The sequence below is a fragment of the Mycobacterium sp. E2497 genome (assembly GCF_001668695.1).
Lineage (GTDB): Bacteria > Actinomycetota > Actinomycetes > Mycobacteriales > Mycobacteriaceae > Mycobacterium.
In genome coordinates, this window is record NZ_LZKD01000237.1 from 24,031 (window position 1) to 39,542 (window position 15,512).

A 15,512-nucleotide genomic window follows, 5' to 3' on the forward strand; every position below is an offset into this window, starting at 1 on the left:
GCGCGTCGGCGCGCCTGCGGGGTTAGGGCGCGCCATGCCCATACCGTTCTGGTTGCGCGGAACTACTTGACATAACTCTAACTCTATGGTTGAGGTTGAGGGTTTGCCAGGGCGGGCCGCACACGCGGGAGGAATCCCGTCGCGAGGAACTTGAGCCCATCAGGGAGGAAACCGAATGATGACCCCCCCGCATAACTACCTGGCCGTGATCAAGGTCGTCGGCATCGGTGGCGGCGGTGTCAACGCCGTCAACCGAATGATCGAGCAGGGCCTCAAGGGCGTGGAGTTCATCGCGATCAACACCGACGCGCAGGCGCTGTTGATGAGCGATGCCGACGTCAAACTCGACGTCGGCCGCGACTCCACCCGCGGGCTGGGCGCCGGCGCCGACCCGGAGGTCGGCCGCAAGGCCGCCGAGGACGCCAAGGACGAGATCGAGGAGCTGCTGCGCGGTGCGGACATGGTGTTCGTCACCGCCGGCGAGGGCGGCGGGACGGGTACCGGCGGCGCGCCGGTGGTCGCCAGCATCGCCCGCAAGCTGGGCGCGTTGACCGTCGGCGTGGTCACCCGGCCGTTCTCCTTCGAGGGCAAGCGCCGCGGCTCGCAGGCCGAAGGCGGCATCAACACGTTGCGGGAGAGCTGCGACACCTTGATCGTCATCCCCAACGACCGGCTGCTGCAGATGGGCGACGCCGCGGTGTCGCTGATGGACGCATTCCGCAGCGCCGACGAGGTGCTGCTCAACGGTGTGCAGGGCATCACCGACCTGATCACCACGCCCGGCCTGATCAACGTCGACTTCGCCGACGTCAAGGGCATCATGTCCGGTGCCGGCACGGCCCTGATGGGCATCGGGTCGGCCCGCGGCGAGGGCCGGTCGCTCAAGGCCGCCGAGATCGCCATCAACTCACCGCTCCTGGAGCAGTCGATGGAGGGCGCCCAGGGCGTGCTGATGTCGATCGCCGGCGGCAGCGACCTGGGCCTGTTCGAGATCAACGAGGCGGCCTCGCTGGTACAGGACGCCGCCCACCAGGACGCCAACATCATCTTCGGCACCGTCATCGACGACTCGCTGGGCGACGAGGTGCGCGTCACCGTCATCGCCGCGGGCTTCAGCGCGGCCGGCCCCGGCCGCAGACCGGTCACCGGGGACAGTGCCGCCGAAAAGGGTGGGGCGCATCGCATCGAATCCGCGAAGGCCGGCAAGCTCACGTCGACGCTGTTCGAACCCGTCGACGCGGTCAGTGTGCCGGTCCACACCAACGGCGCCACGCTGAATATCGGTGGCGACGACGACGACGTCGACGTGCCGCCGTTCATGCGCCGCTGAGGGTCTCGAGTTGCTTGCCAGTGCGCGACAAACCGGCCACGAAAGGTAGGAGCCGGATGGCGCTGCCCACTGGCAGCCGGGGGGCTCCGGATACTGAAGAAGTGAGCGTGCGCATCCGTCGGGTGACCACCACCCGCGCCGGCGGTGTCTCGGGTCCACCGTTCGACTCCTTCAACCTGGGCGACCACGTCGGTGACGACCCGGCGGCGGTGGCCGCCAACCGCAACCGGCTCGCCACCGCGATCGGACTCGGGCCCGACCGCGTGGTGTGGATGAACCAGGTCCACGGTGACCGGGTCGAGGTGGTCGACGGGCCCCGCGGCGGCGCGGTCGACAAAACCGACGCGTTGGTGACCACCACCCCGCGACTGGCGCTGGCGGTGGTGACCGCCGACTGCGTGCCGGTGCTGCTGGCCGACGCCCGCGCCGGTGTGGCCGCGGCGGTGCACGCCGGTCGCGTCGGCGCCCAGCTCGGGGTGGTGGCCCGCACCGTGGAGGCGATGCTGACACTCGGGTCGCACGCCGAGGACATCTCGGCCCTGCTGGGGCCGGCGGTCAGCGGGCGCAACTACGAGGTGCCCGCGGCCATGGCGGACGAGGTGGAGGCCACGCTGCCCGGCAGCCGCACCACCACCGCGACCGGCACCCCCGGACTCGACCTTCGCGCCGGAATCGCTTGGCAGTTAAAGGGTTTGGGCGTCACGGCCATCGACGTCGATCCGCGGTGCACGGTCGACGACCCGGCCCTGTTCAGCCATCGCCGGGACGCACCGACGGGGCGGCTGGCCTCGTTGGTGTGGATGGAGTGACCGCGATGGCGGACAGGACGCCGGCCCCGGCGGGTCACGGCGACCGGGAAACGCAATTGATGCACGCATTAGCCGCCGTGCGCTCGCGCCTTGCGGCGGCCGCCGAAGCGGTGGGTCGCAATGTCGGTGAAATCGAACTCCTGCCGATTACCAAATTCTTTCCAGCAACCGATGTCGTGACTTTGTCGCGATTGGGTTGTCGGGCCGTCGGCGAATCGCGGGATCAGGAAGCGTCGGCAAAAGTGAGCGAAGTCACCAAACTTTTGGCGGCCTCTTCGCGGGCGGATGCACCGGCCCTGCGCTGGCACATGGTGGGCCACATTCAGCGGAACAAGGCCCGCTCGGTCGCCCGCTGGGCGCACACCGCCCACTCGGTAGACGGTTCGCAGCTGGTCGGTGCCCTCGAACGGGGCGTGTCGGCGGCCATGGCGGAGGGCCGCCGCGCCGACCCGATGCGGATCTACGTCCAGCTCAGCCTCGACGGCGACGAATCACGCGGCGGCGTCGACATCTCGGTTCCGGGTGCGGTCGACCAGCTGTGCGACCAGGTCGAGGAGGCCAAGCACCTGGAACTGGCCGGGCTGATGGCGATCCCGCCGCTGGGCTCGGACCCCGACGCGGCCTTCGCCCGCCTGCGAACCGAGCACCTGCGCATCCTCGAGTCGCATCCGAACGCGGTCGGCCTGTCCGCCGGCATGTCCGACGATTTCGAAGTCGCCGTCAAACACGGTTCCACATGTGTGCGTGTCGGTACCGCGCTATTGGGCCCGCGGCCGCTACCGTCACCGTATTAAGTCACTGTAGTCACATCTTCATCACTGACACCAAGCATCAGGGGCTAGAAGGGGTCAACGCAATGAGCACACTGCACAAAGTCAAGGCCTATTTCGGTATGGCCCCGATGGACGACTACGACGACGAGTATTACGACGACCACGCACCGTCCCGCGGTTTCCCGCGCCCACGCTTCGACGACGGCTATGGACGCATGGAGGGTCGCTTGGAAGGCCGGTACGAGGGCCGCGACTACGACGACCCGCGCGAGCCCGCCGACTACCCGCCGCCGGGCGGCTACCGCGGCGGGTACGGGGAGGAGTCGCGCTACGGCGCCGTCCACCCCCGCGAGTTCGAGCGGCCGGAGATGGGCAGGCCCCGCTTCGGGTCCTGGCTGCGCAACTCCACCCGCGGCGCGCTGGCGATGGACCCGCGCCGGATGGCGATGATGTTCGAGGAGGGCCACCCCCTCTCGAAGATCACCACGCTGCGGCCGAAGGACTACAGCGAGGCCCGCACGATCGGCGAGCGGTTCCGCGACGGTACCCCGGTCATCATGGACCTGGTGTCGATGGACAACGCCGACGCGAAGCGCCTGGTCGACTTCGCCGCCGGCCTCGCCTTCGCCTTGCGCGGCTCCTTCGACAAGGTGGCGACCAAGGTGTTCCTGCTGTCGCCCGCCGACGTCGATGTGTCCCCGGAGGAGCGTCGGCGGATCGCCGAAACCGGCTTCTACGCTTACCAATAACCCCGGCTCGGCCGGCGCCCGCCGGTCGCCGCGTTCGGCGGCTGGGCCGGTTGAGATGCCGGTTGAGATGTGGCCCACCGCCCGGAGTCGGTACGCTGGCATTCGCCGCGCACGCCCGCGGCGCTTGACATCTCATCGGTAAGGTCGGGGCTCTTCAGTTGGTGCTGTTCTTTCAGATCCTTGGGTTTGCGCTGTTCATCTTCTGGCTGCTGCTCATCGCCCGGGTCGTCGTCGAGTTCATCCGCTCGTTCAGCCGTGACTGGCATCCCACCGGCATCACGGTCGTGATCCTCGAGATCATCATGTCGATCACCGATCCCCCGGTGAAGCTGCTGCGCCGGCTGATCCCGCAGCTCACCATCGGGGCGGTCCGGTTCGACCTGTCCATCATGGTGCTGCTGCTCGTCGCGTTCATCGGCATGCAGCTGGCCTTCGGCGCCGCGCAAACCTGAGCCTGCCGTCGTCCCGGCTTCCGGCCCGGAGACGGTTCGGCCACGTTTTAGCTTCGGTTTGATGGCTGCGATTTAAAAATTCTAAGGTTTCGGATTTTATTGCCCTCAGGGTTTGAAATTGGTTCTTATTTATTGGCCTAAACAGCAACGGTCGCGCCTGGTGTGACAGGATGGACGGCAGTTGCACGACGGCTACCACTGCGTTCTACACTTTCCAGAACGTTAGACAGGAACTTGAGGGGACGAAACAATGCCGCTTACACCAGCCGACGTCCACAATGTGGCGTTCAGTAAGCCACCGATCGGCAAGCGGGGCTACAACGAAGACGAGGTCGACGCCTTCCTCGATCTGGTTGAGGCCGAGCTGACGCGGCTCATCGAAGAGAACAGCGATCTGCGTCAGCGGATCGAGGAGCTGGACCAGGAGCTGGCCGCCGGCGGTGGCGCCGGAGCCACTCCGGCCGCCGCGGCCGCGCCCACTCAGGCGATTCCCGTCCCCGAGCCGGAGCCGGCGCCCAAGCCGGCGCCCGTAGCCGCGCCCGCCGCCGCGTCGAGCAACGAGGAACAGGCCATGAAGGCCGCTCGGGTGCTGAGCTTGGCCCAGGACACCGCCGACCGGCTGACCAGCACCGCCAAGGCGGAGTCGGAGAAGATGCTGGCCGACGCGCGCGCCAACGCCGACCAGATCCTCACCGAGGCCCGCCAGACCGCCGAGACCACGGTCACCGAGGCCCGGCAGCGGGCCGACGCGATGCTCTCGGACGCCCAAACCCGCTCCGAGACACAGCTGCGCCAGGCCCAGGAGAAGGCCGACGCCCTGCAGGCCGACGCCGAACGCAAGCACTCCGAGATCATGGGAACGATCAACCAGCAGCGCACCGTCCTGGAAGGCCGCCTCGAGCAGCTGCGCACCTTTGAACGCGAGTACCGGACCCGGCTCAAGACCTACCTGGAATCGCAGCTGGAGGAGCTCGGCCAGCGCGGATCCGCGGCACCCGTCGACTCCAGCGCCGATGCCGGCGGGTTCGACCAATTCAATCGGGGTAACAACTAACCTCACAGGCGTGCCGGACACTCGCCAAGCCGCGCGGTTGGCACACTGAGACCTGCACACGAACTGGCTGTCCCGCTCGCCGCTTGGAGGATGACCCATGCTGATCATTGCGCTGGTACTGGCCCTGGTCGGGCTCGTCGCGTTGGTGTTCGCGGTGGTCACGAGCAACGAGTTGGTCGCCTGGGTGTGCATCGGCGCCAGCGTCCTCGGCGTCGTGCTGCTGATCGTCGACGCGTTGCAGGAGCGGCAGCGGCGCGACGCGGGCGGCGCAGACCAGCACCAGGACGAGGGCGAGGCCCAGGCCGACGCGAGCGACGAGGCCGTCGACTACCCCGAGGAGGCCCCGGACGAGGGCGGCTACGGACCGTCGGGGGACGCTGATTCAGCGGCCACCGAACAGGCCACCGAACAGTCGGCGGTGCCCGTGGAGGGCCGCGGCGACGACGCCGCCAAGTAGCACTCAGCCGGTGGGCGTGGCGAGCGTCTGACGCACCTCGTCGTCGCCAACCTGATGAAAGTCGGCGTATACCTGGCCCACGGCTTCGAACCCGGCCGGCATCGACACGCAAACCACCTCGTCGGCCTCGAGCCCGAGCTCACGGCAGGTCGTCGCGGACCCGACCGGGACCGCGACGACGATCGACTTCGGGCCCGTGGCTCGCACCGCCCGGACGGCGGCCAGCATGCTGGCGCCGGTGGCGATCCCGTCGTCGACCAGGATCACCGCCTTGCCGGCCGGATTCGCCGCTGGGCGGCCGCCGCGGTACGCGCTCTCGCGGCGGGCCAGTTCGGCCGCCTCGTTGTCGATCACCTCGCGCACCTGCTCGTCGGTGATGCGCAGGCTGGACACCACGTCGTCGTTCATCACGACACCGCCGCCGCTGGCCAGCGCGCCCATCGCCAGCTCCGACCAGTGCGGCACCCCGAGCTTGCGGACCAGGAACACGTCCAGGGGCGCGTGCAACGCCGCGGCGACCTCCCAGGCGACGGGCACGCCGCCGCGGGCCAGGCCGAGAACCAGCACGTCGTCCCTGTTGCGGTAGGACGTCAACTGTTCGGCCACGGCGCGACCCGCCTCGCGACGGTCGCGGAACGTGCGCGTCGCAGTGCGGCGAAGGAATCCGTTGGGTGTCATCGGTCACCACCGAGCCTACGGGTTCGGCAGCGGCCCCGCGCCGGTCAGCGAACCCGGCTCTCTCCCGGGGCGTTCCGTGATCCGGCATCGCCGCGCGGTGCGGTGACGAGGTGCTCGAACGTTCCCGTGAGGTCCAGGATGCGATCGAGGAACCGCGGCCGCTGATCCAAATGCAGCTGCACGCCCGCCTGACAGCTCCGGCGATGGACGAGGAGCAGGCCGGATAGGCCGGCGGAATCGCAGAAGGCCAGTCCGGAGAGGTCGAGGTGCAGGTGTGCCGGGGACGGCACTGCGCTGAGCAGCCGGTCCGCGGCGTCGACCATGGCATCCACCGTTTCGTAGACCAGGTCGCCGGACACCCGCACGCAGGCCGATCGTCCGGTCACGGTGACGTCCAGGGAGAGGTTCATACCGACGCTCCCGGGCCGACGGTGGTGAGGGCATGGTTTGCTGCCGCCAGGAGGCGCTGGCTGCGGGGGAACTCCTTGAGTTGCGCCGTCAGCAAATCCAACGCCGGGTGCAGCGACGCCGCCGGAACGCCGCGCGCGGCGAGGATGTCGGCGGTCCAGGTGATGAAGTCGGCGAACAACGCGTCGTCGTCGGCGTACAGGCTCACGGTGAGGAAGTCGACGATGTGGCCGACGTCCTCGACGGTGTGCTGGTGCTGTTGCGTGGAGTAGGCGCGCATGGCGGGAAAGCGGTCCTCCAAGTCGGCGACGGTGGACTTGACCAGCTGCGCCGCGCTCCGGCTCACCAAGGTGTATTCCTGGTCTACCAGATGCGGCAGGTCATCGACAGGCTGGCGGTTGGGAATCCGCCTGACGGCGGGGAATCCCCGGTTCAGGCGTTCATCGGCGGTCCGCGCATCGGGCGCCCAGGCGTCGGCGCCCAGCCGACGGGCGAAGCGGCCGTCGCGGCCGAAGGCGGCGCCACCGGCCAGGACCGGAAACCCGGCGGACTGGCACGCGACGATCGCCGCGTGTGCGGTGGGCAGCCGGGTGGGGATGGAGCAGGAGAGCGCCACGACGTCCGGGCCGTGCTGGTGCAGGTGCGCGATCAAGTGCGGGGTCGGGACCTGCGCCCCGAGGAAGTCGATCTGCCAGCCGCGCAACCGCAGGACCTCCGCCAGCAGCCGCGCGGGCAAAGCGTGCCACTCGCCGTCCACGCACGCCACAGCGACTCGGCCGCCGTGGGTCGCGGCTTTGCCGGCGGGGTGATGCGCCAACGCGGCGATGACGCGATCGTTGATGGCCGTGGCCGCGTGTTCCTGGGCGACGCTGATGCGGTTGGCGGCCCATTCGGTGCCCACCTTGTGCTGGACGGGGGCGATCACCTCGAGCAGCACGTCCTCCGCCGTCATGCCGGCATCCATCGCGGCGAACACGGTGGCCGCCGCGGCGTATTCGTCGCGGTCGGTGAGCGCCCCCCAAAGTCGTTCGCGGACAAGGAGTTCGTCGGTGGCGCCGGTCGCGCGGGCGGCGGCCGAATCGGCATCGTAAGGCCTCATGCCACGTACCTGCCCCGGGTGTGGCCGTCGACGGCGCTGAGGTGGGTGCGCTGCGGGGCGGTGATGGCCACGACCGCGATGTCGTCGTGCACCCGCTGCCCCACCCATTGCGTGGCCAGCATCAGGACGCGTTCGACGACCGCTTCGGCCGGCATCCCGGCACACCCCGTGAGCGAGGCCGCCAGCCGTTGCTCGCCGAAGAAGTCGTCGCCGAGCGGTCCGCCACGCGCCTCGGTGATTCCGTCGGTGTAAAGCAGGCACGTCTCGCCGGGCGCGAGGGACGTTTCGAACGATTGCACGGTGATGCGCTCCAGGGCGCCGACCAGCGTGCCCTTGGTGTCGGCCTCTTCCACCTGCCCGTTGTCGCGCACGATCAAGGGCGGCGGATGCCCGGCGCAGGTCAACCGCAGCACCACCTGGCCGTCGCGGTAGGCGACCGAGGCCAGGACCAACGTGGCGAACCGGGTGTGATCCGCGCTCAACATGGCGCGGTTCAGCAGCGTGAGCACCTCCTCGTGGTCCTGGGCCAGCGGCGTCAGCGCCTGCAGCGTGTTCCGGATCTTGCCGGTCATCACGGCGGCCTCCAAGCCCTTGCCGCACACGTCGCCCAGGACCACCAGCGTCTCGTCCTCCGGACGCGCCCCGGGGTGGAAGTCGTAGAAATCGCCGCCGACGACCTCGTAATCCTTCGAAGCGCGGTAACCGCCGGCGAATTCGATGCCGTGCAATCCGTGCAGCGGCGGGGGCAGCAGGTCACGCATCAGCGTGCGGGTGATCGCGGCCTGCTCGGCGTAGAGCCGCGCGGCGGACAACGCCGCCCCGGCCCGGGCGGCGAACATTCCCGCGAACATCTCGTCGTCCGCGCTGTACACCGGCCGATCGATGCACCGCAGCAACACCAACGCCCCGGCGGAAACGCCGTGGCCGGGCAGCGTCAAAATCATCACCGAGCCGACTGGGTCCGGGAAATGTTGGGGGACAAGCCATTCGGGTATTGTCGCCGGGTCGATCCAGCCCGAGGAGACCGGCGGGAACCCGTGCAGCGCCTCACTCAGGCCCGCCACCACCGCGGGGTCGGCGTCGACACTGCACTGCTCGACCACCCCGGCCGCTCCGCTGTAGAAGACCGGCAGCCGCCGGCCGCGGCCCGCCGGGGCCACCAGCACCGCCGCGTCGGACAGGTGCCGGGCGGCCATCTGCACGGTCGCCTCCCGGCAGCGGTCCACGTTCAGCGACGCCGTCAACACCGAAGAAGCCTCGAGCAGGATCGCCGTGCGCTCCTGCTCCCGCGCCAGCGCCTCCTGGGCCTGACGCAACAGCTGGGCGGTGTCCTCGACCAGTGACCACGCCACCTCGCCGCTGGGCAGGACCGCGGCGTGCGCGTCGAACTTGCGGCCGCCTACGCTTCCCGAGACGACGTTTCCCGAGACGACGTTGCCCGGGACGACGCTTCCCGAGACGACGGACGTGTCCCGATCGACCGCAGCGGGGGCAGCCTGGATGAGACGGTCGTGTGCCCGCCAGAGCCAATCGACCGACTCGTCGATCCGGCTGCCCGGCACCGCTCCCGGCAAGAGCGATTCGGCCGACCCGCTCAGCGCCCGCACGATTCCCTCGTGATCGATGACCAGCGTGGGGCACGGTACCGCCGCCCACAAAGCGTCAAGGTCGATCTCGACGCCTAGGTGGGCACCATCATGCATGCAATTGACCTGTCAACGGGGAAACCGGATTTCGGCTGACGCTAAGCCGACTCTACGCGTACGGGATTGGGACAGGGGTTCGCTCGCGTCGCGGCCGCGGTGGCCGCGCATCGGACGTGCAGCGGGAGGAGCCACTTCTCGACCCCTGGCGCATGACTTCGGCAGGCCGTCTCTCGAGGCGGGAAGCGGGCCTGCACCGCGCGTGTCCGAGGGGGGACTTGAACCCCCACGCCCATTAGTAGGGCACTAGCACCTCAAGCTAGCGCGTCTGCCATTCCGCCACTCGGACAAGACCAACCGCATGGGTTGGCAGCTAAGGCTATCGGATTGTCTCACGTGGACCCAATCCAGCCGGGCCGCTTCGCACCGAGCCGCGCGGCGTCGGCAATGGTAGGAAAGGGGGTTGTGACCGCCCAGACCGAGTTCCCGGCCAATCCGCATGACGACGTGGTCGAGGTCGTCAGCAGGTTGATCCGGTTCGACACCACCAACACCGGCGAACCGGAGACGACGCGGGGCGAGGCCGAGTGCGCGCAGTGGGTCGCCGAACAGCTCGCCGAGGTCGGCTACCTACCTCAATACGTTGAGTCCGGCGCCCCGGGCCGCGGCAATGTGATCGCCCGCCTCGCGGGCGCCGACAGCTCACGCGGGGCCCTACTCATCCACGGGCACCTCGACGTGGTGCCGGCCGAGCCGGCCGAGTGGAGCGTCCACCCCTTCTCCGGCGCGGTCAAGGACGGCTTCGTCTGGGGTCGCGGCGCGGTGGACATGAAGGACATGGTCGGCATGATGATCGTGGTGGCCCGGCAGCTGAAGCGGGCCGGGATCGTGCCGCCGCGCGATCTGGTGTTCGCCTTCCTCGCCGACGAGGAGCACGGCGGCACTTTCGGGGCGCAATGGCTGGTCGACAATCGGCCCGACCTCTTCGAAGGCGTTACCGAGGCGATCGGCGAGGTGGGCGGATTCTCGCTGACTGTGCCGCGCCGCGACGGGGGCGAACGAAGGCTCTATCTGATCGAGACGGCCGAGAAGGGCCTGTCGTGGATGCGGCTCACCGCCCGCGGCCCGGCCGGGCACGGATCGATGGTGCATGACCAGAACGCCGTCACCGCCGTCGCCGAGGCAGTGGCGCGGCTCGGTCGGCACCGATTCCCGCTCGTGCTCACCGACACCGTCGCCCAGTTCCTGGCCGCCGTCAGCGAGGAGACCGGGCTGACGTTCGACGTCGAGTCGGGCGACCTGGCGGGAGCGATCGAGAAGCTCGGGCCCATGGCCCGCATGCTCAAGGCCGTGCTCCACGACACCGCCAACCCGACCATGCTCAAGGCCGGGTACAAGGCCAACGTCGTCCCCGCGACGGCGGAAGCGGTGATCGACTGCCGAATCCTGCCGGGCCGCAAGGCGGCGTTCGAGGCCGAGGTCGACGAGCTGCTCGGGCCGGACGTGACCCGCGAGTGGATCAAGGACTTCTCGTCCTATGAGACCAGCTTCGACGGCGACCTGGTGGACGCCATGAACGCCGCCGTGCTGGCTCTGGACCCGGATGGCCGCACGGTGCCCTACATGCTGTCCGGTGGAACCGATGCAAAAGCCTTCGCGCGCTTGGGGATTCGCTGTTTCGGTTTCAGTCCCCTGCGATTGCCGCCGGACCTCGACTTCACCGCGTTGTTCCATGGGGTCGACGAGCGGGTACCCGTGGATGCGCTGAGGTTCGGCACCGATGTACTGGCACACTTCCTGACACACTGCTGACTGAAACACAGCTGAAGACACGACACGCAACGAGAGGATCGCCCATGAGCACCGCGCCCGACCCGTACGCCGCGCTGCCGAAGCTGCCGTCGTTCACCCTGACGTCGGAATCGATCACCGACGGCCAGCCGCTGGCCATGCCCCAGGTCAGCGGGATCATGGGCGCGGGCGGAGAAGACGTCAGCCCGCAGTTGAGCTGGTCGGGATTCCCGGGGGAGACGCGCAGCTTCGCGGTCACCGTCTACGACCCCGACGCCCCGACGGCCTCGGGATTCTGGCACTGGGCGGTGGCCAACCTGCCGGCCGACGTCACCGAACTGCCGGCGGGCGCGGGGGATGGGAGCAACCTGCCCGGTGACGCGCTGACGCTGGTCAACGACGCCGGGATGCGTCGCTACCTCGGCGCCGCGCCGCCGCCCGGGCATGGGCCGCACCGGTACTACGTCGCCGTGCACGCCGTGGACGTCGACAAGCTGGACCTCGGCGAGGACGCCAGCCCCGCCTACCTGGGCTTCAACCTGTTCCAGCACGCGATAGCCCGCGCCGTCATTCACGGCATCTACGAGCAGAAGTAGGCGCGGGGGGCGCTTCACCCTTCTTGTCGGTGGGCCGTCGTATTATTCGAACATGCGTTCGAGTAGTGCCTACGATAGGTTCACCGCCGTACTCGATGACGTCGAGGGGTCGCTGGACCGGTTCCTCGCTTCAATCGACTCACTGACGGCTGGCGACCTGGTCGAGGCTCTCGACTGCTACGCACTTCTGATGGTGCGGCTGGACGCTCTCATCTATGAGTTGTCCAGCCCGTTCGGACGGCCAGGCGGGCGGCGCACGTGGCATTGACGGACCGCGAGGAGATCCAGCAAGACGTCGACGCCCTGCGCACCGTGGTCTCCCGATTCCAGGGGCATTCTTACGAGGCACTGACCAATCCGGAGCGGTTGCGGTTGTTGGAGGTGCTCGAGTGTGAGACGCGCCGGTTGCAGACGCCGCAACATCAGCTGATCAATCAGCTTGGGGAGCAGGCGGATTCGTCCGAGTTGGGTGGCAAGCTGTCGTGGGCGTTGGCCGATCGGTTGAACATCACGCGCGGAGAGGCCAGCCGCCGCATCGCTGAGGCCGCCGACCTCGGCCCTCGCCGGGCGCTCACCGGTGAGCCGCTGGCGCCGGTGTTGTCCGCCACGGCGGCGGCCCAGCGCGGCGGGGCCATCGGGGCCGACCACGTCGCGGAGATCCGGCGGTTTTTCCGCCAACTACCCGACTGCGTCGACATCGACACGCGTGAGCACGCCGAGAAACACCTGGCGTCCGAGGCCGCCCACTATCGCCCCGATGAACTCGCCAAGCTCGCTCGCCACCTGATGGACTGCCTCAATCCCGACGGCAACTACACCGATGCCGACCGGGCGCGCGCCCGCGGCCTGGTGCTGGGGCATCAGCAGGCCGACGGCATGTCCAAGCTGAGCGGGTGGCTCACGCCGGAGGCGCGGGCCACCTGGGAGGCGGTGTTGGCCAAGCTGGCCGCGCCCGGGATGTGCAACCCCGACGACCTGACACCGGTGGTCGATGGACCGGCCACCGAGGAAGCCATCGAGCGCGATACCCGCAGCCACGCCCAGCGCAACCACGACGGCCTCAACGCCGCCCTGCGCGCCGTGTTGGCCAGCGGCACACTGGGCCGGCACAACGGGATGCCGGCGACGATCGTCGTCACGACCACGCTGAGCGAGCTCGAGGCCGCCGCGGGCAAGGGCCTCACCGGCGGGGGCACCGTGCTGCCGATGTCCGACGTGATCCGCCTGGCCCGCCAAGCCCACCACTACCTGGCCGTCTTCGACAAGGGCAAGGCGGTGGCCCTGTATCACGGCAAGCGCCTGGCCTCACCCGGCCAGCGAATTGTGTTGTACGCCAAGGATCGCGGCTGCTCGGCCCCGGGCTGCGATGTGCCGGGCTACTACTGCGAAGTCCACCATGTCGAGGACTGGGCCGGCACCCACCGCACCGACATCGATCAACTCACCCTGGCCTGCGGACCCCACCACCGCCTGCTCGAGAAGGGCTGGACCACCCGAAAACGCGCCAACGGCGACACCGAATGGATCCCACCGCCGCACCTTGACCGCGGGCAGCCCCGCGTCAACACCTTCCACCACCCGGAAAAGGTGCTGGGCGAGAGCGATGAAGAGGATGACGAAGAAGCCGACGAAGAAGGCGCGGCTTAACTCGCCGCCCCGCCGGCCTTGGGGGCCGCCGAGCCGACCGCATCGCTGAGCGAGGCGAACCCGCCCTCACGCAGCCGGCGCGCGATGCCGTCGTGAATCCGCTTGGGCCACAGGCCTCCCCCGTAGATGAAGCCGGTATAGCCCTGCAGCAGCGACGCGCCGGCGGTGATCCGCTCCCACGCGTCGTCGGCCGTCTCGATGCCCCCGACGCTGATCAGCACCAGGCGATCGCCCACCCTGCCGTGGAGCCGGCGCAGCACCTCGGCAGAGCGGTGCGCCACCGGCGGCCCGGAGATGCCGCCGGGACCCAGCGCGTCGACCCCCGGCGTCTTCAGCCCGTCGCGCGACACGGTGGTGTTGGTGGCGACGATCCCGGCCAGGCCCAGCTCGACGGCCAGGTCGGCGACGTCGTCGAGATCGGCGTCGGAAAGGTCGGGCGCGATCTTCACCAGGACCGGCGTGCCGGTGACGGAGGCCTCGGCGAGCACGGCGGTCAGGATGGGCCGCAGCGACTCGACCGCCTGCAGGTCGCGCAGGCCCGGCGTGTTCGGTGAGCTGACGTTGACCACCAAATACGACGCCAGCGGCCCGACCAATCGGGTGCTGGCCCGGTAGTCGTCGACGGCGTCAGCGGCCGGCGTGGACTTCGTCTTGCCGATGTTGACCCCGATCGGGATGTCGGGGCGGTGACGCGCGAGCTGGATCGCAAGCGCCCCCGCACCAAGGTTGTTGAAGCCCATCCGATTCAGCAGGGCGCGGTCGGCGGGCAGCCGGAACATGCGCGGGGGCGGGTTGCCCGGCTGCGCGTTCGCCGTGACGGTCCCGACCTCCGCGTACCCGAAGCCCAGCGCTCCCCAGGTCAGTAAGCCCTTGCCGTCCTTGTCGAAGCCGGCGGCCAGCCCGAGCGGCCCCGGGAAACGCACCCCGAACACGGTGCTCGCCAGCACCGGATCGGTTGGTCCCAGCAGGCGGTGCAACAGCCGACGCGCCAAGCCGAGGGCGGTGGCGCCGCGCAGCACCGCGAAAACCAGCGTGTGGATGCGCTCGGGCGGAACCAGGAAAAACAGACGTCGGACCAGGCCGTAGACCAAGCCTTCGCGGGGTTGGGTCACCGTCACAGTTGCGGCTGGTCGGGTCGCCGGTTGTCCAGTCGAGATTTCTTGCGGCGCAACAACACTCGCCTGCTACCGTCGGTGTAAAGCCGCACCCGGGTGAGCTCCCAGCCCCGGTATTCGGCCTCGATGGACAGCCGGATGGACGCGCTGACGCGGGTCACTTCGGGTGGCAGGCGCAGCGGCACCCACTCGTATTCGTCGGACAGTTCGGTGTCCCAGCCCGCAGGCAGCTGACCTCGGCGCGGCGCGGTCAACGCCCGCCCGCCGCGTGTTCGATGACCTGGACCCCCGCACCGGACCCCGACACCACGTACAAGGTGTCTGACGCTTCGTCGAAGGCCAGGGAATTCGGTTGCTGCACGGTTGGGTAACGCACCTTTTCGACGGGAATTCCGGTGGACAGATCGTAACCAATGACCATATTAGAAGCGGTCTGCGAAACCCAGGCCAATGCGCGCGAGCCGGTCAGGCCGTAGGGCGCCTGGGGCACCGGATAGGCCTGGCGCAGGATCAGCGGGTCGACGCCGTACGCCAGGAGCTGGCCGCCGCGGGTGTCGGCGACCAGAATCCGGCCCCAGGGGTCCGCGGCCATGGTGGTCGCCCCCTCGCCGGCCCGCAACGCCTGCTGGACTCGACCGTCGGCGCCGATGGTGGTCACCGACGTCTGCCCCCGGTCCAGGACAGCTGTCGTATTACCTTGTGTGGCAAGGCAATCGACGCGTGCGAAGATCTTGGTCCGGCTACCGATGGTCGCGGTGGCGGCGGCCCCGGGGGTGGGAGAAGCAGGCGTGGGAGAAGAGAGGGTATAGACGGCCCCGTCGGCGCTGCCCAGCACCAGTTTGCCGTCGGCACGTTGGGCGACCGCGGTGAAATCGGTCTGCTGCGCGTCGGTGACGTTCACCTGGCCCGTA

At 69.1% G+C, this 15,512-nt stretch carries 17 protein-coding genes, 1 tRNA gene and 1 pseudogene; 11 read left to right on the forward strand and 8 right to left on the reverse strand.

Annotation, left to right across the window (positions count from 1 at the left end; translation table 11 throughout):
- Positions 1–178 precede the first annotated feature (178 nt).
- The 7 genes from ftsZ to A5713_RS22125 all read left to right on the forward strand — a co-directional run bounded on the left by ftsZ (position 179) and on the right by A5713_RS22125 (position 5,624).
- The gene (gene ftsZ, locus A5713_RS22095) at positions 179–1,330 is read left to right on the forward strand and encodes a cell division protein FtsZ (RefSeq protein ID WP_067919435.1); all 1,152 of its coding nucleotides are present in this window, start codon (positions 179–181) and stop codon (positions 1,328–1,330) included.
- Between the two features lie 101 nt (positions 1,331–1,431).
- Positions 1,432–2,139: a peptidoglycan editing factor PgeF gene (gene pgeF, locus A5713_RS22100; protein WP_068098375.1), complete on the forward strand. Its 708-nt coding sequence runs from the start codon at positions 1,432–1,434 to the stop codon at positions 2,137–2,139.
- A 5-nt stretch (positions 2,140–2,144) separates the two neighbouring features.
- Positions 2,145–2,933, forward strand: coding sequence for a YggS family pyridoxal phosphate-dependent enzyme (locus A5713_RS22105; protein WP_068098386.1), 789 nt, complete (start codon positions 2,145–2,147; stop codon positions 2,931–2,933).
- A 62-nt stretch (positions 2,934–2,995) separates the two neighbouring features.
- A complete protein-coding gene (locus A5713_RS22110) occupies positions 2,996–3,661 on the forward strand; it encodes a cell division protein SepF (protein WP_068060961.1) in 666 nt (221 codons plus the stop codon).
- Positions 3,662–3,819: 158 nt separating this feature from the next.
- On the forward strand, positions 3,820–4,113 hold the full coding sequence (locus A5713_RS22115) for a YggT family protein (protein ID WP_067919429.1): 294 nt from the start codon (positions 3,820–3,822) through the stop codon (positions 4,111–4,113).
- Positions 4,114–4,363: 250 nt separating this feature from the next.
- Entirely contained in the window at positions 4,364–5,167 is an 804-nt protein-coding gene (locus A5713_RS22120; RefSeq protein ID WP_067919427.1) for a DivIVA domain-containing protein, read from the forward strand.
- Between the two features lie 97 nt (positions 5,168–5,264).
- The gene (locus A5713_RS22125) at positions 5,265–5,624 is read left to right on the forward strand and encodes a hypothetical protein (RefSeq protein WP_067919424.1); all 360 of its coding nucleotides are present in this window, start codon (positions 5,265–5,267) and stop codon (positions 5,622–5,624) included.
- A gap of 3 nt (positions 5,625–5,627) precedes the next feature.
- Here the strand turns inward: A5713_RS22125 and A5713_RS22130 are convergent.
- The 5 genes and pseudogenes from A5713_RS22130 to A5713_RS22150 form a co-directional block, all read right to left on the reverse strand.
- Positions 5,628–6,296: pseudogene (locus A5713_RS22130) on the reverse strand (phosphoribosyltransferase); the annotation flags it as partial.
- A gap of 50 nt (positions 6,297–6,346) precedes the next feature.
- Positions 6,347–6,712, reverse strand: a complete 366-nt coding sequence (locus tag A5713_RS22135) for an STAS domain-containing protein (protein ID WP_067919422.1) — start codon at positions 6,710–6,712, stop codon at positions 6,347–6,349.
- Positions 6,709–7,809, reverse strand: coding sequence for a B12-binding domain-containing protein (locus tag A5713_RS22140; protein ID WP_068098376.1), 1,101 nt, complete (start codon positions 7,807–7,809; stop codon positions 6,709–6,711). The genes A5713_RS22135 and A5713_RS22140 overlap by 4 nt, the downstream gene beginning before the upstream one ends.
- Positions 7,806–9,512 carry a PP2C family protein-serine/threonine phosphatase gene (locus tag A5713_RS22145; protein WP_068098377.1) on the reverse strand — a complete coding sequence of 569 codons (1,707 nt, stop codon included), beginning with the start codon at positions 9,510–9,512 and terminating at the stop codon, positions 7,806–7,808. The genes A5713_RS22140 and A5713_RS22145 overlap by 4 nt, the downstream gene beginning before the upstream one ends.
- A 203-nt stretch (positions 9,513–9,715) precedes the next feature.
- Positions 9,716–9,801, reverse strand: a tRNA-Leu gene (locus tag A5713_RS22150).
- A 98-nt stretch (positions 9,802–9,899) separates the two neighbouring features.
- Here A5713_RS22150 and A5713_RS22155 point away from each other — a divergent pair.
- Genes A5713_RS22155 through A5713_RS22170 form a run of 4 tightly spaced genes read left to right on the forward strand, consistent with a single transcriptional unit; the run spans position 9,900 to position 13,486 of the window.
- Positions 9,900–11,264, forward strand: coding sequence for a M20/M25/M40 family metallo-hydrolase (locus A5713_RS22155; protein WP_067919743.1), 1,365 nt, complete (start codon positions 9,900–9,902; stop codon positions 11,262–11,264).
- Positions 11,265–11,308: 44 nt separating this feature from the next.
- On the forward strand, positions 11,309–11,839 hold the full coding sequence (locus A5713_RS22160) for a YbhB/YbcL family Raf kinase inhibitor-like protein (RefSeq protein WP_068098378.1): 531 nt from the start codon (positions 11,309–11,311) through the stop codon (positions 11,837–11,839).
- A 52-nt stretch (positions 11,840–11,891) separates the two neighbouring features.
- Positions 11,892–12,107 carry a hypothetical protein gene (locus tag A5713_RS22165; RefSeq protein WP_068098379.1) on the forward strand — a complete coding sequence of 72 codons (216 nt, stop codon included), beginning with the start codon at positions 11,892–11,894 and terminating at the stop codon, positions 12,105–12,107.
- Entirely contained in the window at positions 12,098–13,486 is a 1,389-nt protein-coding gene (locus tag A5713_RS22170) for an HNH endonuclease signature motif containing protein (protein ID WP_068098380.1), read from the forward strand. The genes A5713_RS22165 and A5713_RS22170 overlap by 10 nt, the downstream gene beginning before the upstream one ends.
- On the opposite strand, the gene A5713_RS22175 is transcribed toward A5713_RS22170, so the two are convergent.
- From A5713_RS22175 to A5713_RS22185, 3 genes are all read right to left on the reverse strand, one after another.
- Positions 13,483–14,577 carry a quinone-dependent dihydroorotate dehydrogenase gene (locus tag A5713_RS22175; protein ID WP_068098387.1) on the reverse strand — a complete coding sequence of 365 codons (1,095 nt, stop codon included), beginning with the start codon at positions 14,575–14,577 and terminating at the stop codon, positions 13,483–13,485. The two genes, A5713_RS22170 and A5713_RS22175, sit on opposite strands and share 4 nt — an antisense overlap.
- Positions 14,578–14,600: 23 nt before the next feature.
- A complete protein-coding gene (locus A5713_RS22180) occupies positions 14,601–14,855 on the reverse strand; it encodes a DUF5703 family protein (RefSeq protein ID WP_068098381.1) in 255 nt (84 codons plus the stop codon).
- On the reverse strand, positions 14,852–15,512 hold a 661-nt coding region (locus tag A5713_RS22185), incomplete at its 5' end, for a YncE family protein (RefSeq protein WP_369804508.1). The genes A5713_RS22185 and A5713_RS22180, both read right to left, overlap by 4 nt.

Excerpts from the sequence above, each read along its gene's own strand:
- A5713_RS22165 (WP_068098379.1), top strand. The coding sequence starts at position 11,892 with ATGCGTTCGAGTAGTGCCTACGATAGGTTCACCGCCGTACTCGATGAC.
- A5713_RS22140 (WP_068098376.1), bottom strand. The coding sequence starts at position 7,809 with ATGAGGCCTTACGATGCCGATTCGGCCGCCGCCCGCGCGACCGGCGCC.
- A5713_RS22145 (WP_068098377.1), bottom strand. The coding sequence starts at position 9,512 with ATGCATGATGGTGCCCACCTAGGCGTCGAGATCGACCTTGACGCTTTG.
- A5713_RS22110 (WP_068060961.1), top strand. The coding sequence starts at position 2,996 with ATGAGCACACTGCACAAAGTCAAGGCCTATTTCGGTATGGCCCCGATG.
- A5713_RS22135 (WP_067919422.1), bottom strand. The coding sequence starts at position 6,712 with ATGAACCTCTCCCTGGACGTCACCGTGACCGGACGATCGGCCTGCGTG.
- A5713_RS22160 (WP_068098378.1), top strand. The coding sequence starts at position 11,309 with ATGAGCACCGCGCCCGACCCGTACGCCGCGCTGCCGAAGCTGCCGTCG.
- A5713_RS22120 (WP_067919427.1), top strand. The coding sequence starts at position 4,364 with ATGCCGCTTACACCAGCCGACGTCCACAATGTGGCGTTCAGTAAGCCA.
- A5713_RS22155 (WP_067919743.1), top strand. The coding sequence starts at position 9,900 with ATGGTAGGAAAGGGGGTTGTGACCGCCCAGACCGAGTTCCCGGCCAAT.
- A5713_RS22125 (WP_067919424.1), top strand. The coding sequence starts at position 5,265 with ATGCTGATCATTGCGCTGGTACTGGCCCTGGTCGGGCTCGTCGCGTTG.
- ftsZ (WP_067919435.1), top strand. The coding sequence starts at position 179 with ATGACCCCCCCGCATAACTACCTGGCCGTGATCAAGGTCGTCGGCATC.
- A5713_RS22105 (WP_068098386.1), top strand. The coding sequence starts at position 2,145 with ATGGCGGACAGGACGCCGGCCCCGGCGGGTCACGGCGACCGGGAAACG.